The sequence below is a fragment of the Terrihabitans rhizophilus genome (genome assembly GCF_033898525.1).
Taxonomy (GTDB): Bacteria; Pseudomonadota; Alphaproteobacteria; order Rhizobiales; family Methylopilaceae; genus Flaviflagellibacter; species Flaviflagellibacter rhizophilus.
In genome coordinates this window covers 709,543-729,799 of sequence record NZ_JAXAFJ010000001.1, presented here as the reverse complement: position 1 = coordinate 729,799, position 20,257 = coordinate 709,543, and the positions used below count along the sequence as shown (strand labels likewise).

Below are 20,257 nucleotides of genomic sequence, written 5' to 3'. Positions count from 1 at the left end.
TGCGGCGGAAGGGATGCACGCTAACTTGAGCGGCAACACGCCTTTTCCGGAGAAGTCCTCACCATGGCCCGCTTCAACATCCGCCTCGTCGTCGGCAGCAACCGCAAGGACTCGATCAACCGCAAGGTCGGCCACGCGCTGGCGGCTCTGGCGCGCGAGGACTTCGCGTTCGAGGAACTGCGCATCGACGACCTGCCGCTCTACAATCAGGATCTCGACACGGACACGCCGCCGGAGAGCGTCGCCCGCCTGCGCGCCGAGGTCCGGGCCGCCGACGGCTTCCTGTTCGTGACGCCGGAATACAACCGCCAGCCCACGCCCGTGCTGCTCAACGCGCTGCACTGGGCCTCGCGCCCCTATGGCAAGAACTCATGGGCCGGCAAGCCGGGCGCCATCACAGGCTCCTCCTCCAGCGGCGTCGCCACCGGCGGCGCGCAGTCCAACCTGCGCAATCTGCTCGGCGTTCTCGATGTGCGCCTGATCGGGCAGCCGGAGGCCTATATCCAGTTCACCGACGATCTCGTGGGTGCCGACGGAGCGTTCGCCGACGAGAAGGTCCGCGCGTTCCATGCCAAGAAGATCCGGGCGCTCGAAGACTGGGTGGCGCTGGTCAGCGGAGCCGCCAGGGCGGCCTGATCTCCCACGCATCGCGGCCACGGCCGCGATGCGCTTTTGCGAAGAGGGCTCAGCCCCTGATGAAGGCCAGCAGATCGGGATTGATGATCTCGGCATGGGTGGTGCACATGCCGTGCGGCAGGCCTTCATAGGTCTTCAGCGTGCCGTTCTTCAGCAGGGCAGCCGCCAGAGGCGCGGAATCGGCGTAAGGCACGATCTGGTCGTCGTCGCCGTGCATCACCAGCACCGGCACGTCGATGGCCTTCAGGTCTTCGGTGAAATCGGTTTCCGAGAAGGCCTTGATGCAGTCGTACTCGGCCTTGATGCCGCCCATCATGCCCTGGCGCCACCAATTGTCGATGACCCCCTGGCTGACCTTCGCGCCCGGACGGTTGAAGCCGTAGAACGGCCCGGTCGGCACATCGACGAAGAACTGCGCGCGATTGGCGGCGGTAGCCGCGCGGAAGCCGTCGAACACCTCCAGCGGCAGGCCGCCCGGATTGGCTTCGGTCTTGACCATGATCGGAGGAACGGCGCCGATCAGCACCGCCTTCGCGACGCGGCCGGCTTCGGCGCGCGCCACGTAATGCGCGACCTCGCCGCCGCCGGTCGAATGGCCGATGTGAACGGCGTTGCGGAGGTCCAGCGCCGCGGCCAGTTCGATCACGTCCGCGGCGTAGGTGTCCATCTCGTTGCCGGTATCGGTCTGGGTGGAGCGGCCATGGCCGCGGCGGTCATGCGCGATGACGCGGTAGCCCTCGCCCAGGAAGAACATCATCTGGGCGTCCCAGTCGTCCGCGGTGAGCGGCCAGCCGTGATGAAAGACGATGGGCTGCGCGTCCTTGGAACCCCAGTCCTTGTAGAAGATTTCCGTGCCGTCCCTGGTGGTGATCGTGCTCATGTCACACTTCCTCCGATGCGGTGCTGGCTTTGCGTCCCGGTGCTGCATCGAAGGGCAGCGGGAGGGCCCCGCATCAAGCGCCGCCGGCCACGGGTTTGGTAGCGCTTTTTCGCGAAGCCGATATGACCAGGACGGCAGGGGTCGGAGGAGGACAGAATGGAACACGCGAACAAGGCCGCCATCGTCACGGGCGCCTCGCGAGGCATCGGTGCCGCCATCGCCGAGCGGCTGGCCCGCGACGGCTTTGCGGTAACCATCAACTATGCCGGCAGCGAAGCCCCGGCGCGCGAACTGGCGGAGCGCATCAACGCCTCCGGCGGGCGCGCCATCGCGGTGCAGGCCGATGTGGCCGACGCCAAAGCCGTGGCGCGGCTGTTCGACGAGACGGAACGGGCCTTTGGCGGCGTCGACGCCATCGTCAACAATGCCGGCATCATGACCCTCGCCCCGCTGGCGGAGGCGACCGACGAGCAGTTCGACGCCATGGTGGCGACGAACCTCAAGGGCGTGTTCAACGGCATGCGCGCGGGCGGCCGCCGCATTCGCGATGGCGGGCGGGTGGTCAACTTCTCCACCAGCGTGGTGGGCATGAAACTGCCGGGCTACGGCATCTACGCGGCCACCAAGGCTGCGGTGGAAACCTTGACGCACATCATGGCCAAGGAACTCGGGCCGAAGCGCATCACCGTCAACACGGTCGCGCCCGGCCCGGTGGCGACGGAGCTGTTCCTCGGCGGCAAGACCGAGGAGCAGGTGGCGGGCCTGACCAGGCTGATCCCGCTGGGGCGGCTCGGAGAGCCGGAGGACATCGCGGGCGTGGTGTCGTTCCTGCTCGGGCCGGACGGCGGCTGGGTCAACGGGCAGGTGATCCGCGCGAATGGCGGCGTGGTGTAGTCCGCGCCGTCAGGGGATCAGCCGCTCGGCGCGCAGCCGGGCGAACAGGTCGTAGAAGGCGTCGTCGGTCGGCTGGTAGGCGGTGAAGCCCAGCCGCCGGCTCTTGCCCATGTCCGTGACCACCTCGATCGGCCGGCCGAGATCCGCATCCGTGTGCCAGGGCGATGCCAGGCGCGAGAGGTCGGGCTCGGCCAGACCCTCGCGCTCGGCGATGCGCCGCCATACGGGCCCGTCTCCGGCCATCTGCTGTTCCAGCGGCCGCACCGTACCGTCGAACGGCGCCGCCTCAACGCCGAACCAGTCGGCGATGCGGCCCCACATCCAGCTCCAGCGGAAGACATCGCCGTTGACGACGTTGAACGCCTCGTTGCGCGCCGCGGGCGTGGTCGCCGCCCACAGCAATTGCTTTGCCAGCAGGCCGGCATCGGTCATGTCGGTCAGCCCGTTCCACTGCGCGGCGGACCCGGGGAACACGAAGGGCCGCCCCGTCTCGCGGCACAATGTGGCGTAGGCCGCCAGGGTGGTGCCCATGTTCATGGCGTTGCCGACGGCCTGCCCGATGACGGTGTGGGGGCGATGCACGCTCCAGCCGAAACCGTCGCGCGCGGCGGCGGCGAACACCTCGTCCTCCTGCGCGTAGTAGAAGTTCTCGACGTCGAGCCGGCCCTGCTCCTCGCGGAACGGGGTCTGCGGCAGCGCGCCTTTGCCATAGGCCTCGAACGGGCCGAGATAGTGCTTCAGCCCGGTGACGAGCGCGACATGGCGGACGCTGCCGCCCGGGCGCAGCCCGTCCAGCAGGTTGCGCACCATGGCGGCGTTGACGCGGATGTTCTCCGCCTCGCTATTCTGCCGCAGCCATGTGGTGATGAACACCGCGTCGGGCGTCTCTCCGGCCAAAGCCGCCGCCGTCGCTGATGCGTCCTGCAGGTCGGCGACCACGGGCCGCACGCCCTCCTGCGCCACGGGTCGCCGCGCCAGCCCCAGCACCGTCCAGCCCTCGCGCACCAGAAGCGCCGCCGTTGCGCTGCCGACGATCCCGCTCGCGCCCACCACCAATGCCGTGCCGGCCATCACCATCTCCCGTTTCGTTGTCAGGCTTGAGAGCTAGGCGCGGGCGCCCATCTCTGCCAGACGGCACCAATCAGGAACCTAGGCACCGAAAGGGATCCACATGGACGCGGGAAGCGCGGAGGAAGGCTGGCGCGAGGACTGCGCGCCCCGGCGCGTGCTGGAACTGTTCGCCACCAAATGGACCAGCATGATCCTGCACACGCTGCACGCACGCCATGGCGGCGCGGCGCGCACGGGCGTGCTGCAGCGCAGCCTTCCCGGCATCTCGAAGAAGATGCTGACGCAGACCCTGCGGGAGATGGAGGCCAGCGGGCTCATCACCCGCCATGTGCAGGGCACGGTGCCGCCGGCCGTCGAATACCGCCTGAGCGCGCTCGGCGCCCGCTTCGTGGAGCCGGTGGAGCGGCTCTACGAATGGGGACGCCTCAACGCCGATGCGCTGGACCAGCTGGTGCGCCGCCCGACCTCACGGCGCTGACGCGTCCGGCGCGGCTCAGAACAGGTCGAGCGAGAAGCGCTTGGAGAGGCCGAGGCCGAAGGTGAACTGGTTCTCGTCGCCGGCGTCGGACACGATGGGGCTGTCCGCCGCATCGCCCACGAGGCGGGTGTAGGAGGCGTCGGCGTTGACGAACCAGTCGGGCCGGAACTCATAGCGCGCCTCGGCCACCACGCCGGCGGACTTGAGGCCGCCCTTGGCCTCATAGGCGCCGAGCCGGCCGCCGGTGTTGATGCTCTCGCCCGGCGTCACGCTGAAATAGGTATCCATGTAGTCGGAACTGGCAAAGGCCACGACCGGGCCGGCCTTGATCTCCCACTGCGCGGAGGGGCGGAAGATGGCATTGGCGCCGATCTCGCCCACGACACCATGGGCGCCGCCGAAGGCATAGCGCGCCGCGCCATAGATCTCCGCGAAGTCCCATTCATAGCCGGCCTTCACGCCCAGCTGGTAGGTGGCGCTGACGTCGTTCAGCCCCTCCAGATCGTCATATTCGCTGCTGTCGCGCTCGCCGACACTCTCGAAGCTCGCCCCGATGGAAAACCCGCCGCCCTTCTTCCCGCCGAACTGGCCGAGGCCCGGGATGCGGAGATATTCCAGGTCGATGATGGGGAAGGGCGAAACCTCCGTCTCCGACGCGCCCTCATAAGCCGGCTGAAACCGCCCGCCCGCACCGATGATGATGACGAGATCGGTGTCCGCGTTCGCCATGGGCGTGGGGTCGAGCAGGGCGTCCGCTGCGGAGGCGGTGTGGGTGGCGGCGGCGAACGCTGCGAGGAGCGCGGCAGAGAACAAAACGCGTGTCATGAGAGCTTCCGAGCTGACCAAGTCTCTAGAGCTATGACACAGCGCAAGGCATCGGTCATTGCTGGTGTGAGCGAATTGAGACACGAGGTTGCCGCCTTCGCTGATCAGCACCATCAGATCTCGTTCACCTTCGCGAAGAGGAAAGTTATAGCGTAAATGCTCATCAAGCTATAATGCGCGATGAAAAACATCAGCATGAACATGGACGCGCTGCGGGATGTAAGATCTGATCCAATATCCAGAGAAAACACAGAAAAGACGATGTATATTACAATGAATAAAATTCCTATTGTACAAAGATATCCGAACAATAGGCTGACATACTGCCTCAAGCTAAGATGTTTATACTGATACTCATTGTCTGAATTGCTCCAGTGGCGCAGTTGCGCCGATGTTCCCTTCAGCTGTTGGTCCAAGACCGGTCTGTTAAATGTTGAGAATGCTGCTAAAGCAGCCAAGTGGAAGGGCACCACAAAAATCATAAACTGGAAGAGCTTGTCAGGCGCTGTTTGAAGTGCTTTAGCGTTGAACAAGCAAGGGTTCCAGACATAGAGAACGAGCATTGCGCTCGCAAACGCTAGCGGCAGCGCGACCTCATAGACCCTCTTGGAATGCCAAAATCCGCGATCACCCTGTATCGCCAAAAACCTAGTAGATGACAGTAGTTCTGTAATCCACCACATATCTAATTCCAGTGTGAGTCAGCAGATATTATTGTCTTTGCGGAATTCAGAATGTCTTCATGTAGGTCTACATAAACTTCGTCGGTCGCAGAATTGGCGTCCTTGATCGGCAGCCGTTTGCAATAGCGCATGTCAGAGTCATCCATATCCACTAATTCGATTACCCTCGGATTGGTGATAGGAGCTCCACCGTCGTCAACAAGCTCCAGCTTGAGAGCCTCGAATTCCACGTCGGCGATTGCAGATCGAATGCGTTCAACCAATGCGCGCACCTTTCCAAATTCGTTTGTCGGATCGATCTGCGCGCGTAATTGAACATCCAGCTTCTGTACCCGTGGTTCATCCGCTTCGCCGGTGAAATCAGTTATTCCTCTTACAAGCTTAAAGCCGCCGATTTTCCCTTCTTCCAGATCACTCTTTAAGCTCGCATTCTGTTGTGGGTGAAATCGTACTGTGGGTCGATACTCGATCTCCTCCGGCTGCTCACCACGCTTCTTGACTTTTTTGATAGCCACGAACCGACCCCCGTGGTCGGCGGCAAACCGCGTGAGCAGGGATCCGAGGAAATCTCGGGCGAGTATTCGGCTTATACCCGTCGCCTGCTCCATCACCATCCGATAGGATCCTTGCTCCCTACCTGCCGCGATTTCTTGCTTTGATATGACTAGATGACAAGAGGAACCGCGCACGGAGTCAGGTTCATCGGATCGTATAGTCGTCACCTTGCGGGTCCGTAGGTTGACAAATCCCGGAATCGTTCTGCCTGGATCTCCACGAACCATCAATATCGAGAAATAAAGGGGAGTATCTTCAACATCTGCAATGATAATAGCGTTACGATGATCCTCCGCGCTTCCGCTCGTGGTGACAAAGGAGATCGCTTCACCTTTGGCGTAGTAGTGCTGAACAGCTTCGGTCAGAGTCGCTAATCGAACAACAGCGTCCACCGCTGGAAAGCGTCCCATTCCGGCTCTCATCAAACTGAAGTAACGATCTGCCATCTTGCCCCCGAAGATTGCTGGATAGACTATCTTGATGGCTCTGCCTTTCAAGACGTGCCGGAAATAGATGCTTCTACTCCCTCAATGCGCCTCATCCCAATTGTCCGCAGCCCGCGCGTCCACCTGCAGCGGCACGGCCAGCTCCACCGCCGGCAGCGGCGCATTCTCCATAACCCTCCGCACTACCGGCAAAGTCGCCTCCACCTCATCATCAGGCACTTCGAACACCAGTTCGTCGTGCACCTGCAGCAGCATCCTGGCCGAGAGGCGCTCGGCCTTCAGCGCGTCTTCCATGCGGATCATGGCGCGGCGGATGATGTCGGCGGCGGTGCCCTGGATGGGGGCGTTGATGGCGGCGCGTTCCAGGAAGCCGCGCTCGGCCGGTGAGCGGGCCTCGTTCAGCGGGTAGTGGCACTTTCGGCCGAACAGGGTGCGCACGAAGCCGCAGGCCTTCGCCTCGGCCTTCATGCGGTCCATGTAGTCGCGGATACCGGGGAAGCGCTCGAAGTACTTCTTGATGTAGGCGCCGGCCTCGTCGCGCGGGATGGCCAGCTGGTTGGCCAGGCCGAAGGCCGAGATGCCGTAGATGATGCCGAAATTGATGGCCTTGGCGCGGCGCCGCACATCGGACGGCATGCCTTCGATCGGCACGCCGAACATCTCGGACGCCGTCATGGCGTGGATGTCATGGCCCTTGGCGAAGGCGTCCTTGAGCTGCGGAATGTCGGCCATATGGGCCAGCACGCGCAGCTCGATCTGGGAATAGTCCGCCGAGATCAGCTTGCGGCCCGGCTCCGCCACGAAGGCCTTGCGGATCTTGCGCCCGGCCTCGGTGCGGATGGGGATGTTCTGGATGTTGGGCTCGGACGAGGACAGCCGCCCCGTCGAGGTCGAGGCCAGCGAGAACGAGGTGTGCACCCGCTTCGTCTCGGGGTGCACATAGGTCTGCAGCGAGTCGGTGTAGGTGGACTTCAGCTTGGAGAGCTGGCGCCAGTCGAGAATGCGGCGCGGCAAATCGTGCCCGGCCTCGGCCAGCTCCTCCAGCACATTGGCGCCGGTGGCCCAGGCGCCGGTCTTGGTCTTCTTGGCGCCGGGCAGGCCCATGCGGCCGAACAGGATGTCGCCCAGCTGCTTGGGCGAGCCGAGATTGAAGCTCTCGCCGGCTAGCTCGAAGATCTCGGCCTCCAGCCCGCCCATGGTCTGCGCGAACTCGCCGGACAGGCGGCTCAGCATCTGGCGGTCGATGGCGATGCCGTTCCGCTCCATACGCATCAGCACCGGGACGAGGGGGCGTTCCAAAGTCTCGTAGACGCCGGTCATGCCCTCGGCGGCGAGGCGGGCCTTCAGCACGCGCCAAAGGCGCAAGGTGATGTCAGCATCCTCCGCGGAATATTCGGCGGCCTTCTCGATGGGCACGCGGGCGAAGCCGAGGCGCGCCTTGCCGGTGCCGGTGACGTCGCGATAGGCGATGCAGGTGTGGCTGAGCCAGCGCTGCGCCAGCTCGTCCATGCCGTGCGTGCCGCGCCCCGAGTCGAGCGCGTAGGACAGCAGCATGGTGTCGTCGGCGGGGGAGAGGTCGATGCCGTGGCGGGCGAAGACCAAGAGGTCGTATTTGATGTTCTGGCCGACCTTCAGCACCGCCGGGCTTTCCAGCAGGGGCTTCAGGCGCTCGAGAACCGTGTTGAGCGGGATCTGGTCGGGCGCGAGGCCGCCGCCGAACATATCGGCGTCGCCGCTCTCATGCGCGATGGGGATGTAGCAGGCGAGGCCGGGCTGCACGGCCAGCGAAATGCCCACGATCTCGGCCTGCATGGCGTCGAGGCTGGTGGTTTCGGTGTCGATGGCGACGCGGCCCTGCTCGCGGGCGGCGGCGATCCACTGGTCGAGGCGCTCCACCGTGCGCACGGTGTCGTAATGCTCGCGCCCGCAGGGGGTGTCTCGCGATTCCGCGATGACCTTCTCGGCCAAGCTCTGCGGGGTGTGCGCGCCGTTGGCGGCCTCGCCGGTCTTGGCGCCGGTGCCGCGCGAGACCTTGCCGCGCTCGAAGCGGACGGGGGCGTCCTCCGTGTCGCCGCCCTCGACGGTCGAGCTGTCCTCCGAGGCCTGCTGGGCGTAGCGGCCCGTGCCGGCGCGCAGCTCCGGATCGGGCTCCACGAAATTGGCGTCGGTGCCTGTGGCCTCGGCCACCCGCTTGGTCAGGGTGGTGAATTCCATGGCCTTGGTGAAGGCCAGCAGGCGGCGGGCGTCGAGCTCGGCCACCTGCAGGTCCGGCAGCGGCACAGTGGTCTCCACCTTGCAGTCCAGCGTGACGAGCCGCTTCGACATGCGCGCCTGGTCGGCATACTGGATCAGGCTTTCGCGGCGCTTGGGCTGCTTGATGGTGTCGAGGCTGGCCAGCAGGTTGTCGAGCGAGCCGTACTCCTTGATCAGCATCGAGGCGGTCTTGATGCCGATGCCGGGCACGCCGGGCACGTTGTCGGAGGTGTCGCCCACCAGCGCCTGCACGTCGGTGACGAGATCCGGCGTCACGCCGAAATAGTCGATGACGCCGTCGATATCGATGCGCCGCTCCGGACGGTAGCCGGGCCGGCCCTTGGCCCCGCTCTCGAAATCGTAGAAGCCGATCTTCGGCGTCACGATCTGCATCAGGTCCTTGTCGGAGGTGATGATGAGCACGTCGGCGCCGGCGGCTTCCGCCTCCTGCGCGTAGGTGGCGATGAGGTCGTCGGCCTCGAAGCCTTCCTTCTCGACGGGGATCAGGCCGAACGCCTTCACCGCCTTGCGCATCAGCCGGAACTGGGGAACGAGGTCCGGCGGCGGCTCCTTCCGGTTGGCCTTGTAGTCGGCATAGACGTCCTTGCGGAACGTGGCCTCCGACTTGTCGAAGACGATGGCCAGATGTGTGGGCCGGATGCCGACCGCGCCCTCGCGCACGAACTGGTAGAGCTTCGTGCAGAACAGCCGCACCGCCCCCGTGGGCAGCCCGTCCGAGCGGTAATTGTACTTCGCGTCCTGGTTTATGGACTGGAAGTAGGCGCGGAACACGAAGGACGACCCGTCGACGAGGAAGACGTGATCGCCGGGCTTGATGGGCTGCTGTTCGGTCATGGCCGGGAATATGGACCGCGGGCCCGCGGCGGGGAAGCCGAGTCCTCGGCCACCTTCCTCAAATCACCCGCGTCGGCGCCGCGTTTCGCCCGCAACCTGTGGGCTACCGTATATCTACTACCAAAGTCTACGGTACTTTTTACCCAGTGATGATTACAGAACATAGCTGAGCCGCGCCCCACGAGGAGCGACTTCGACGCTCGCCGCGAGGCGGTATCGCTCCCGGACCTGCCAAGGGCCCTCGGGCGGAACGACAAACAATAAGTCTAGGAGGAAGACGGGAATGTCTTCAGTTGAAACAACGTCTCAGCCCTTGGGCGGCCGCTGGATGCAGCTGGTCATCGGCATTGTGTGCATGGCCATGGTGGCCAATCTTCAGTACGGCTGGACCCTGTTCGTGAAGCCCATCCAGGCCAAGCACGGCTGGGACCTGTCCCTCATCCAGATCGCATTCACGATCTTCATCGTGACCGAGACCTGGCTCGTTCCGGTCGAAGGCTGGTTCGTCGACAAGTTCGGCCCCAAGATCGTCGTCATCGTCGGCGGCATCCTCTGCGCCCTGGCGTGGATGGTGAACTCCATCGCGGACTCGCTGTTCCTGCTCTACCTCGGCGCTGCCCTCGGCGGCATCGGCGCGGGCGCGGTGTACGGCACCTGCGTCGGCAACGCACTGAAGTGGTTCCCGGATCGCCGCGGCCTCGCCGCCGGCCTCACGGCTGCCGGCTTCGGCGCGGGTTCGGCCATCACGATCATCCCGATCGCCAACATGATCGCCTCTTCGGGCTATGAGCACACCTTCATGGTGTTCGGCCTGATCCAGGGCGGCATCGTGCTGGTGCTGGGCTTCCTGCTGGCCAAGCCGAACACGGCCCTGCTGCCGAAGCCTGCTGCGAACAGCATGCAGAGCCGCCGCGACTACGGCCCGATGGAGATGGTGAAGACCCCCGTCTTCTGGGTGATGTACGCCCTGTTCGTGCTCGTCGCCGCCGGCGGTCTCGTCGTGACCGCGCAGATCGCCCCGATCGCCAAGGACTGGCAGATCGCGGACGTTCCCGTGTCCATGATGGGCCTGACGCTGCCCGCGCTGACCTTCGCGCTCGCCATCGACCGCATCCTGAACGGCGTAACCCGCCCGTTCTTCGGCTGGGTGTCGGACCATATCGGCCGCGAGAACACGATGTTCATCTGCTTCGCCCTCGAAGCCGTCGGCATCGTCCTGATGTGGGAATTCGGCCACGACCCGATCGCGTTCACGCTGCTCACGGGCCTCGTGTTCTTCGCATGGGGTGAGATCTACTCGCTGTTCCCGGCAACCTGCGCCGACACCTTCGGCTCCAAGTTCGCCGCGACCAATGCGGGCCTGCTCTACACCGCAAAGGGAACCGCCAGCTTCCTAGTCCCGGTCGCCAGCATCATGTACGAGGCTTCGGGCTCGTGGGAGGGCGTGTTCTACGCCGCTGCCGCGGTCAACGCCCTGGCCGCCATCGTGGCGCTCTTCGTGCTGAAGCCGATGCGTGCCCGCACCATCCGCGAAGCCAAGGCCAACACGGTGCAGACCGGCGTGATCCAGCCGGCCGAATAAGGCAGGCGGACTTCAAGGACTTCGAGGCGGCGGGCCTGTGCCCGCCGCCTTTTTGCTTGTGGGCAGGTCACCATTGGACCGCGCTGCACGAGACCGCTGCACGGCCTCATCCTGAGCCTGTCGAAGGATGATGGAGGCGGGGCTTCTCGATGGCTGGCCGGGATGCTGGCCGTTCGCGGCGCGTCCCAGCATCCTTCGACAGGCTCAGGATGAGGCATCACGTGCGGCTCGCTCCCGAGGAAGCAGAGCCACGCAGCCGACATCCCAGGCGGTCTGGCCTACTCCGCCGGGGCCAGCTTCCGTCGTGGCCGGTCGATGCGAAAAGCCTTCGGCCGTTCGAACAGGAACGTGCCCCAGCCGGTCTTTCTGATCGCGAGATAGAGCACGAGCGGGGACAACGCGGCCGAGAGCCAGACGATCAGCGAAATCCAGCCGACATCGGTGACGATGCCCGTCTTCAGCAAGACGAGGCGGCTGACGGCCATGGGAAGGAAGAAGGCAAGGTAGATCGTGATGGAATGCTCGCCCGCGAAGCGGATCAATTCGCCGAGGCGGGCACGCGCCAGCAGCGTTCCGATGGCGACGATGGCGGCCGAACCGAGAAGGCCCAGCAGCATCGCCATGCCCGGCAGCGTCGCGATGCCAAGGGCCACACAGAGCGCGTTCACAGCTGCCCAGGCGGGCAGGCCGACCAGTGCAGGGAGGGGTTCACGCCCCACGCGGCGCGCGAAGGCGAAGATGTGCGGCGCGAACGTCCAGCCGATCACGAAGTAGACGAAGCGCTCCGCGAATTCGTCGATCACCGTCCATCCGGTGTGGATGACGGCCATTTCGAGCGCCGCGGCCGCCACCAGCACCAGCCAGCGCGGCGCCGGCTTCAGGAGCTTGGCCGCGACGAAGAAGATGGGCAACAGGTAGATGAACCACAGCGTGCCGAAGGGCTCGACCAGTGCCAGCAGGAATTGCTCGGCCACCGCCGCCGGCCCCTCGCTGAGGGCCAGGCCTGGCCACTTGAATGCGCCCTGTATGAGCAGCCACAAGATGTAGAAGTAGAAGAAGTGAACTACCTTGCGGTCGAGATAGAGCCGCCAGTCGCGGTCGATCACCCGCGCCAGAAAGAGGCCTGAGAGCAGGAAGAAATCCGGCATCCGGAAGGGACGCGCGAACTCCACCATGTAGTGCATGAAGCCTGTCTTCCCGACCGCGTCCTCGACGCCCAAGGTTGCGTGCATCATGACCACCAGAAGGATGCAGATGCCCTTCGAATAGTCGACCCAGGCGACACGTTCGTTAGTAATCGCGGCAGAGACTTGCGGCATGATCGGGTTCCAGCAGGGCTCCACTGTAGCGGTGGAGGAGCCTGAGCGGGGATCATTCAAAGTTTAAGGTTTACGCAATAACAACATGGGTATCCCGTAAAATTCGAAGGACAAACTTTGCACTTGCGTGTTTTCGATGAATTGGCCTAATCGCCTCCGGCATAACCTTGTCAGGAGAAGCAGTGATGAGCGTCCGCATCGGCGATGTCGCACCGGATTTCGAGCAGGAGTCCACCGAAGGCCGCATCAGCTTTCACGAGTGGGCCGGCGGCGACTGGGTCGTCCTGTTCTCGCATCCTAAGAACTTTACGCCCGTGTGCACCACGGAACTCGGCGCGGTCGCCAAGCTGAAGCCGGAATTCGAGTGCCGGGGCGTGAAGCCGCTCGGCCTGTCCGTCGACAAGCTGGACAATCACGGCACCTGGGCCGACGACATCGAGGAGACGCAGGGCGCGCGGCTGAACTTCCCGTTGCTGGCGGACGCCGACAAGACGGTGTCGAACCTCTACGGCATGATCCATCCCAATGCTTCGGACACGATGACGGTGCGCTCCGTCTTCATCATCGATCCCAACAAGAAGGTGCGCCTGACGCTGACCTATCCGGCGGCGACGGGGCGGAACTTCGACGAGATCCTGCGCACCATCGACAGCCTGCAGTTGACCGACAAGCACAGCGTAGCGACGCCCGCGGACTGGCAGAAGGGCGACGACGTCATCATCGTGCCCAGCGTCTCCGACGAGGCGGCGCGCGAGCGCTTTCCCAAGGGCTGGACGGCGCTGAAGCCCTATCTGCGCATGACGGAACAGCCGGCGGAGTGATCCCAAGGGGGATCTGACATCCGGCGGCTTTCCGGGGAGGCCGCCCACGATCTTCCCTTACGCGGCCGAGGCACTATCTCAGCCGCGTAAGGAGAAGCGGCGATGAGTGATGTGCGGGCAGACCGCGTGGAGGGCCGGCGCGGCGACACCTCCCTGCGCCTTCAATCCATGTTCGAGCGCGTCCGCGCGACCAGCGAGGATCTCGCCGCAGGGCTCCAGCCCGAGGACCAGGTGGTGCAGTCCATGCCGGATTGCAGCCCCACGAAGTGGCACCTCGCGCACGTCTCGTGGTTCTTCGAGACCTTCATCCTCGTGCCGCATGCGCCCGGCTACGAGGTGGCGCATCCGCAGTTCGCCTTCCTGTTCAACTCCTATTACGAAGCCGCCGGCGCGCGCCACAATCGCTTCGAGCGCGGGCTGATCACGCGCCCCACGGTGGACGAGGTAGCCGCGTATCGCGACTATGTGACATCGGCGATGAACCGGCTGATGGACAGCGCCGACGAGGGCCTTTGGGAGACGATCGCTCCCCTGGTGGAGATCGGCTGCCATCACGAGCAGCAGCATCAGGAGCTCATCCTGATGGACGTGCTGAACCTGTTCTCGCGAAATCCCCTTCGCCCCGCCTACCGGCCGTGGAAGGCGTCCGTCGCGCGGCAGGCGGAAGATCTGCGATGGCTCGACCATGCCGGCGGCGTGTTCGAGATCGGCCACAAGGGCGATGCGTTCTCCTACGACAACGAGAGCCCGCGCCACGAAGTGCTGCTGCGTCCGTACCGCCTCGCCTCGCGCGCGGTGACCAATGCGGAATGGATCGCGTTCATCGAGGACGGCGGATACGCGCGTTCCGACCTCTGGATGATGGACGGCTGGGTGCGCGTAAAGCGCGGCGAGTACGAGGCGCCGCTCTACTGGGAGAAGACCTCCGGTGGCTGGGAGGCCATGACCCTCTCCGGCCAGCATCGGGTCGATCCGGATGCGCCCGTCGTGCATGTCAGCTGGTTCGAGGCCGACGCCTTCGCGCGCTGGGCCGGCAAGCGACTGCCGACGGAAGCCGAGTGGGAGGTGGCCGCTCGGGACCTGCCGCAGGACGGCAACTTCATGGATTCGGGCTTCCTGCGTCCGGTCGCGGGCGTGCCGGCGGAGAGCCGGCCCTCGGGCATGTTCGGCGATGTCTGGGAATGGACCGCCAGCGCCTACACCGCGTATCCCGGCTACAAGGCCGCGCCCGGTGCGCTGGGCGAGTACAACGGCAAGTTCATGTCGGGCCAGATGGTGCTGCGCGGCGGCGGCTGCGCCACGCCTGACGGGCACATCCGCGCCACCTACCGCAACTTCTTCTATCCGCACCAGAGATGGGCCTTTGCCGGCCTGCGGCTGGCAGAGGATATCTGATGGCCCTTGCATTGGCTGCGCGGCCGGACGCGGAGGAGCCTTGGCCCCAGCCCTTCGCGCGTGATGTGCTGGAAGGGCTTGGGCGAGCGCAGAAAACGCTGCCTGCGAAATATTTCTATGACGAGGCGGGCTCCCAGCTCTTCGACCGCATCTGCGATCTGCCGGAATACTACCCGACACGCACCGAGACCGGCATCCTGCGGGACGCGGCCGGCCGCATCGCCGCCCGCGCCGGAGCGGGCTGTTCGCTCGTCGAGTTCGGCTCGGGGTCGAGCACCAAGGTGCGGATCCTGCTCGACGCCATGGACGCCCCGGCGGCCTATGTGCCCATCGACATCAGCGCCGAACATATGCGGAGCGCGGCATCGGCGTTGCGGGCGGACTATCCCGGCCTCGACGTGGTGCCGATGGCCGCCGACTTCACGCGCGCCGTGCATCTTCCCGCCGATCTGCCGGGGCGGCGCGTCGGCTTTTTCCCGGGCTCCACCATCGGCAATTTCACGCCGCCGGAGGCCGCGGATTTCCTGCGGCAGGCGGGCGAGACCCTCGGCGAGGCGTCGCTCCTCGTGCTGGGCGTGGACCTCCGCAAGCAGGTCGGGCGGCTCGAGGCGGCCTATAACGATGCCGCCGGCGTGACGGCGGCGTTCAACCTGAACCTGCTGCACCGGATGAACCGTGAACTCGGCGGCACCTTCGATGTCGCCGCATTCCGCCATCGCGCCTTCTTCAATCCCGTGGAGAGCCGCATCGAGATGCATCTGGAAAGCCTGGCCGACCAGAGGGTGGAAGTGGCAGGGCAGGGCTTCCAATTCGGCGCGGGCGAGACCATCCACACCGAGAATTCCTACAAGTACTCAGTGGACGATCTGGAAGCTTTGGCCGGGCGCGCAGGCTGGAAAGTGCCGGAGCGCTTTACGGACACAGACGGCCTGTTCGCCGTGTTCTGCCTTACCCGGCAGGACTAATCCGCATCACCCGGTGCAAGCCCGATTGCCGAGCGGCCGGGCTTTCGCTAAAGCTAGCCGGCGATCGCGCATTGCACCCATAGCTCAGCTGGATAGAGCGTTGCCCTCCGAAGGCAAAGGTCTCAGGTTCGAATCCTGATGGGTGCGCCATCTTCCCGGCATAGACCGGACGCCGATCCGCATCTCTCTCGCCTCTTGAAACCCCGAAGCACTTGGTGGCGCCGCGCAGGTGCCGCATCATGCGTTCGGAGGCTTGATGTTCAGGATCGGTCAGCGGGTGATCTGTGTTCGCGATGAGCCTCCGGCCGGCGGTGTCAGGGTGTTGCAGCGCGGGGCGGTCTACACCGTGTCGCGCGTTTACCCCGCTCTCGACGCCAAGGGTGAATACGGCGTCGAACTCGGCGAGATCACGACGCCAAGCCTGCCTCTCCACCTCCGGGCGTTCGAGGCGTCCCGCTTCATCCCGCTCGTGGATGCCCGGGCCGGAGCCTCGTGAGATGCCGATGGTTTGACCGCAAGGAACGGGATGCGGGCGCATCGCAGTCGCGCTAGCACAGGCGCAGATATGTGGAGGCCTCAAGATGGGTGCAGAGCCGCTGGCAATTCGGGAGGATGACCCGCGCTGGACGGCGGTGCTTGAACGGCGCGAGGCGGAAGGTTTCGTCTACGCGGTCCGCAGCACAGGCATCTTCTGTCGCCCGTCCTGTCCGTCGCGCCGCCCGCAGGTTCGGAACGTCATCTTCTATGCGGATGCGGGGGAGGCGCTGCGCGCCGGCTTTCGCGCCTGCCTGCGGTGCCGGCCTGACGGCGAAGACCCGCGCGCGGGGCAACAGCGCCTCGTGAAAGCGGCGTGCCGGACGATCGAGGCGGAGGAGAATGCTCCCGGTCTGGGAAAGCTCTCGCATGACGCGGGTCTCAGCCCGTTCCACTTCCAGCGGGTGTTCCGTGCCGTCACGGGAGTCACGCCTGCCGCCTATGCACGCGCAGTCCGCGAGCGGCGCATGAGGGAGGCGCTTGCTACGGGATCAAACACGACAGGCGCCATCTACGAGGCAGGCTATGCATCGCCGGGCCGCTTTTACGCCGTCGCGGACAGCGTTCTCGGGATGACGCCTGCGGCCTATCGCAGGGGAGGGCAGGACATGCGTGTCGAGTTCGCCACCACGCCGACCGTCCTGGGCCTCGTCCTTGCGGCGCGCACGGACACCGGCCTGTGCGCCATCCTGATAGGCGAGGATGCCGCAAGTCTCGAGGCGGATCTCAGGCGGCGGTTTCCGCGTGCGGACCTGCATCCCGGTGGAGCGGACTTCGCTTCTTTGCTGGCCCTCGTCGCCACGCTGGTCGATGGCGGCGGGCAGGATGTGGGCCTGCCGCTCGACATACGCGGAACGGCCTTCCAGCACCGGGTCTGGCAGGCACTGCGGGCGATCCCCCCCGGCCAGACGGTCAGCTACGCCGAGCTTGCGGCGCTCATCGGGGCTCCCGGCGCGGTGCGCGCCGTCGCCGGCGCCTGCGCGGCCAACCCGCTTGCGATTGCCGTGCCGTGCCACCGCGTGGTGCGCAGCGATGGCGGACTGTCCGGCTACCGCTGGGGCGTGGACCGCAAGCGGCGATTGCTGGAGCGGGAGCGCGGGGAGGGCTGAAGCCCCTTTTGCGCACAAGGGCACAGTGCCGCGGCTCCGGGGAACCGCAATCATCGGCGGGTGTTCACCTCGGCCTTTCCCCTGCCCGGGCTCCGCATGACAACCCAGCAATATCTTGCCGTCGCCGTCATCGCGGCGATGATGGTCCTCTTTCTCATGGGCCGCATCCGCTACGACCTCGTGGCGGCGCTCGGCCTCCTCGCCGCGCTGCTCGTCGGCATCGTGCCCGCAGGGGAGGCCTTCTCCGGCTTCTCGGACGACATCGTGATCGTGGTGGGCAGCGCCCTCGTCGTCAGCGCCGCCATCGCCCGCACGGGCGTACTGGAAGCTGCGCTGAACAAGGTGTCGCCGCACATCCGCAGCGAGCGCGCCCAAGTCTTCGCGCTGGTCTTCACCGTCACCGTGCTCTCGGCGGTCATCAAGAACATCGGGGCGCTGGCCATGATGATCCCCATCGCCATGCAGATCGCGCGGCGCGAGAACAAGTCGGCCTCCATCTTCCTGATGCCCATGTCCTTCGGTGCCCTGCTCGGCGGCACCGTGACCCTGATCGGCACCTCGCCCAATATCATCGTGGCCCGAATGCGGGAGGAACTGACCGGCGAGCCTTTCGGGATGTTCGACTTCACGCCTGTCGGCCTCGGCATCGCGCTGTCCGGCGTCGTCTTCCTCACCTTCGGCTACAGGCTGCTGCCCCGCGACAGGCGCGGAGCTTCCTCGATGAACGAGGCGGTGGCCATCAAGGACTATGTGACGGAGGCGCGGGTCGCGGAGGGTTCCGCCCTCGTCGACAGGACCCTGGCCGACTTTAAGGCCATGGCGGAAGGTGGGTCGCTGTCCATCATCGCCATCGTCCGCGACAAGCGCCGCATTGCGGCACCGCTGCCGGACGCGGCGATCCGCGAGGGGGACATCCTGCTCCTCTCCGGCGATCCCGATGTGCTCGAGGCGGCGACCGCGCGCGCCGGCCTCGTGCTCGAGGGCGAGGACCGCCCGGCCGCGAAGCAGGACCCGACGGACGAGATCGGCTCGGTGGAGGGCGTGGTGGACCCGCGTTCGCTGCTGGTGGGCCGGACCGTGTCCTCGCTGCTCCTGTTCGAGCGCTGGGGCATCAATCTGGTGGCCGTCAGCCGGGCCGGAGAGCGCCTGACCGAGCGCATCCGCGACATCCGCCTGCGGGCGGGCGACGTCGTGGTGCTGAACGGCAACCGCACCAGCCTGCCGCACACCATGAAAGAGATCGGCGTGCTGCCGCTGGCGGACCGCTCGCTGGTGCTGGGAAGCCGCCGCAAGGCCGTAGTGCCGCTGGTCATCCTGGCGGCAACGATCGTTCTCGTCGGCTTCTTCCACCTGCCCGTTGCCATCGGCTTCTTCGGTGCGGCTGTGCTGATGATGCTGACCGGCGCGCTGCCGCTGCGCGAGGCCTATGACGCGGTGGAATGGCCCATCCTGATCATGCTCGGCGCGCTGATCCCCGTCAGCGATGCCCTGCGCACCACCGGCACCACAGACCTGCTGGCGGGCTGGCTGTCGGGCGTCGCGCACAGCCTTCCGCCGTGGGGAGCCCTCGCCTTGATCCTGGTCGTGGCGATGGCGGTGACGCCGTTCCTGAACAATGCGGCGACGGTGCTGGTCATGGCTCCCATCGCGGCGGGTTTCGCCAAGGGGCTCGGCTACCAGCCTGAGCCGTTCCTGATGGCGGTGGCGCTCGGCGCGGCCTGCGATTTCCTGACCCCCATCGGCCACCAGTGCAACACGCTGGTGATGGGGCCGGGAGGCTACCGCTTCGGCGATTATGCGCGGCTTGGCTTTCCGCTCTCGATCCTGGTTGTTGTAGCCGGCGTGCCGCTGATCCTGATGTTCTGGGCGGTCTAGCGCGGCTCCGGCGCGTCCGCCTTTCGGTCCGAATGGCCGAGATCGCGGCCGGGATCCAGCCGGTCGCGCACGCGCTGCTTCAGCGTCTTTGCATCCGGGAAGCCGCCATCCGTCTTGCGGTCCCACACCGGATCGCCGTCGTAGTGAATCTGGAACGTGCCGCCCGTGCCGGGAACCAGCGCGACCTCGCCGAGATCCGGCCCGAAGGTGGAGAGCAGTTCCTGCGCCATCCATGCGGCGCGCAACAGCCACTGGCACTGCGTGCAATAGGTGATGGCGATGCGCGGGTGGTGCTCCATGACGCGAGATTTCCTCGCCTTCGGGCCGGAGCGCAAGACTTCCGAAACCACTTTCCGCGATAGCTGTCGGTCGTTGCGTGAAAAGCGCGGTGCGGGTGAGTTTTGCGTATGTCCCAAGCACTTTGCGGTGTTGTGCGCCGTGTGGCCGTGGTCGCGATCGCCGGTCTTGTTCTGGCCGGCTGCGCGACCACGTCCAAGCGCCCGGTGAGCCGTGGCATGAGCAGCCAGGAATGCCTCGCGCGCGCCATGTATTTCGAGTCGAACCGCTCGAGCGACGCCGGCATGCTGGCCGTCGGCACCGTCGTGATGAACCGGGCGGAGTCCGGCAAGTTCTCCCGGGATGTCTGCGCGGTTGTCGGCCAGCCGCGTCAGTTCGCGCCCGGCGTCCTGTCCCGGCCCATGACGGAGCCCGCGAGCGCCGCCCGTGCGCACAAGATGGCCGGGCAGGTGCTGAAGGGCCGCCGCCATCCGGGCGTCGGCAAGGTGCTGTTCTTCCACACCGCCGGCTACCAGCCCGGCTACAACAATATGCGCTACGTCTCCATCGAGGGCGGCAACGCCTTCTACGAGAAGATGCCGAAGGGCGCGGATCCCGGCCCGCTGATCAAGGTGGCGCGCAACGGCGCGTCCAGCATCGACGACCTGATCGCCGTCAATCAGGCCTCAATGCTGGCGCAGGTGCAGATACCCAGCCCGAGCCAGTTGCCTCCTTTGCCCGAAACTGAACTGGTCAGCGTCCGCTGAGCGCTGGCTCGCAAGCGCACAGCCCGACGTTTGAAGGT

General features: G+C 65.6%; 19 protein-coding genes and 1 tRNA gene. 12 read left to right on the top strand and 8 right to left on the bottom strand.

Annotated elements, in window-relative coordinates; genetic code table 11:
* The first annotated feature begins 63 nt into the window (after positions 1-63).
* Positions 64-636 carry an NADPH-dependent FMN reductase gene (locus SCD90_RS03245; RefSeq protein ID WP_319843175.1) on the top strand — a complete coding sequence of 191 codons (573 nt, stop codon included), beginning with the start codon at positions 64-66 and terminating at the stop codon, positions 634-636.
* 49 nt (positions 637-685) lie between these two features.
* On the opposite strand, the gene SCD90_RS03240 is transcribed toward SCD90_RS03245, so the two are convergent.
* Positions 686-1,516, bottom strand: coding sequence for an alpha/beta fold hydrolase (locus tag SCD90_RS03240; RefSeq protein WP_319843174.1), 831 nt, complete (start codon positions 1,514-1,516; stop codon positions 686-688).
* A 156-nt stretch (positions 1,517-1,672) separates the two neighbouring features.
* Here SCD90_RS03240 and SCD90_RS03235 point away from each other — a divergent pair, with 156 nt between their 5' ends.
* Complete coding sequence (locus SCD90_RS03235) at positions 1,673-2,410, top strand: SDR family oxidoreductase (RefSeq protein WP_319843173.1); 738 nt, start codon at positions 1,673-1,675, stop codon at positions 2,408-2,410.
* Positions 2,411-2,419: 9 nt separating this feature from the next.
* Here SCD90_RS03235 and SCD90_RS03230 read toward each other — a convergent pair whose 3' ends face one another.
* Entirely contained in the window at positions 2,420-3,481 is a 1,062-nt protein-coding gene (locus tag SCD90_RS03230) for an SDR family oxidoreductase (protein WP_319843172.1), read from the bottom strand.
* A 100-nt stretch (positions 3,482-3,581) separates the two neighbouring features.
* Here SCD90_RS03230 and SCD90_RS03225 point away from each other — a divergent pair, with 100 nt between their 5' ends.
* On the top strand, positions 3,582-3,959 hold the full coding sequence (locus tag SCD90_RS03225; RefSeq protein ID WP_319843171.1) for a winged helix-turn-helix transcriptional regulator: 378 nt from the start codon (positions 3,582-3,584) through the stop codon (positions 3,957-3,959).
* 15 nt (positions 3,960-3,974) lie between these two features.
* Here SCD90_RS03225 and SCD90_RS03220 read toward each other — a convergent pair whose 3' ends face one another.
* From SCD90_RS03220 to polA, 4 genes are all read right to left on the bottom strand, one after another.
* Complete coding sequence (locus SCD90_RS03220; protein WP_319843170.1) at positions 3,975-4,784, bottom strand: MipA/OmpV family protein; 810 nt, start codon at positions 4,782-4,784, stop codon at positions 3,975-3,977.
* A gap of 113 nt (positions 4,785-4,897) precedes the next feature.
* Positions 4,898-5,467, bottom strand: coding sequence for a hypothetical protein (locus SCD90_RS03215; RefSeq protein ID WP_319843169.1), 570 nt, complete (start codon positions 5,465-5,467; stop codon positions 4,898-4,900).
* A 2-nt stretch (positions 5,468-5,469) separates the two neighbouring features.
* Positions 5,470-6,468 carry a hypothetical protein gene (locus tag SCD90_RS03210; RefSeq protein WP_319843168.1) on the bottom strand — a complete coding sequence of 333 codons (999 nt, stop codon included), beginning with the start codon at positions 6,466-6,468 and terminating at the stop codon, positions 5,470-5,472.
* A gap of 81 nt (positions 6,469-6,549) precedes the next feature.
* Positions 6,550-9,576, bottom strand: coding sequence for a DNA polymerase I (gene polA / locus SCD90_RS03205; RefSeq protein WP_319843167.1), 3,027 nt, complete (start codon positions 9,574-9,576; stop codon positions 6,550-6,552).
* A 283-nt stretch (positions 9,577-9,859) separates the two neighbouring features.
* Between polA and oxlT the strand changes: the two genes are divergently transcribed.
* Positions 9,860-11,158 (top strand): oxalate/formate MFS antiporter, encoded by a 1,299-nt coding sequence (oxlT, locus tag SCD90_RS03200; protein WP_319843166.1) that lies wholly within the window; start codon positions 9,860-9,862, stop codon positions 11,156-11,158.
* Positions 11,159-11,436: 278 nt separating this feature from the next.
* On the opposite strand, the gene SCD90_RS03195 is transcribed toward oxlT, so the two are convergent.
* The gene (locus SCD90_RS03195) at positions 11,437-12,477 is read right to left on the bottom strand and encodes an acyltransferase family protein (protein ID WP_319843165.1); all 1,041 of its coding nucleotides are present in this window, start codon (positions 12,475-12,477) and stop codon (positions 11,437-11,439) included.
* A gap of 185 nt (positions 12,478-12,662) precedes the next feature.
* Between SCD90_RS03195 and SCD90_RS03190 the strand changes: the two genes are divergently transcribed.
* The 7 genes from SCD90_RS03190 to SCD90_RS03160 all read left to right on the top strand — a co-directional run bounded on the left by SCD90_RS03190 (position 12,663) and on the right by SCD90_RS03160 (position 19,176).
* Complete coding sequence (locus SCD90_RS03190; RefSeq protein ID WP_319843164.1) at positions 12,663-13,298, top strand: peroxiredoxin; 636 nt, start codon at positions 12,663-12,665, stop codon at positions 13,296-13,298.
* 102 nt (positions 13,299-13,400) lie between these two features.
* On the top strand, positions 13,401-14,693 hold the full coding sequence (egtB, locus tag SCD90_RS03185) for an ergothioneine biosynthesis protein EgtB (protein ID WP_319843163.1): 1,293 nt from the start codon (positions 13,401-13,403) through the stop codon (positions 14,691-14,693).
* Positions 14,693-15,658, top strand: coding sequence for an L-histidine N(alpha)-methyltransferase (gene egtD / locus SCD90_RS03180; protein ID WP_319843162.1), 966 nt, complete (start codon positions 14,693-14,695; stop codon positions 15,656-15,658). Before egtB ends, egtD begins: the two co-directional genes overlap by 1 nt.
* Positions 15,659-15,731: 73 nt before the next feature.
* Positions 15,732-15,808 (top strand) — tRNA-Arg (locus SCD90_RS03175).
* A 106-nt stretch (positions 15,809-15,914) separates the two neighbouring features.
* A complete protein-coding gene (locus tag SCD90_RS03170; RefSeq protein WP_319843161.1) occupies positions 15,915-16,154 on the top strand; it encodes a hypothetical protein in 240 nt (79 codons plus the stop codon).
* Between the two features lie 85 nt (positions 16,155-16,239).
* Entirely contained in the window at positions 16,240-17,301 is a 1,062-nt protein-coding gene (gene ada, locus SCD90_RS03165; RefSeq protein ID WP_319843160.1) for a bifunctional DNA-binding transcriptional regulator/O6-methylguanine-DNA methyltransferase Ada, read from the top strand.
* Between the two features lie 96 nt (positions 17,302-17,397).
* Positions 17,398-19,176 carry an SLC13 family permease gene (locus tag SCD90_RS03160; RefSeq protein ID WP_319843159.1) on the top strand — a complete coding sequence of 593 codons (1,779 nt, stop codon included), beginning with the start codon at positions 17,398-17,400 and terminating at the stop codon, positions 19,174-19,176.
* Here the strand turns inward: SCD90_RS03160 and SCD90_RS03155 are convergent.
* Entirely contained in the window at positions 19,173-19,475 is a 303-nt protein-coding gene (locus SCD90_RS03155; protein WP_319843158.1) for an Rdx family protein, read from the bottom strand. The genes SCD90_RS03160 and SCD90_RS03155 overlap by 4 nt on opposite strands.
* Positions 19,476-19,583: 108 nt before the next feature.
* On the opposite strand from SCD90_RS03155, the gene SCD90_RS03150 reads away from it, so the two are divergent.
* Positions 19,584-20,219, top strand: coding sequence for a cell wall hydrolase (locus tag SCD90_RS03150; RefSeq protein WP_319843157.1), 636 nt, complete (start codon positions 19,584-19,586; stop codon positions 20,217-20,219).
* The last annotated feature ends 38 nt before the right edge of the window (positions 20,220-20,257 follow it).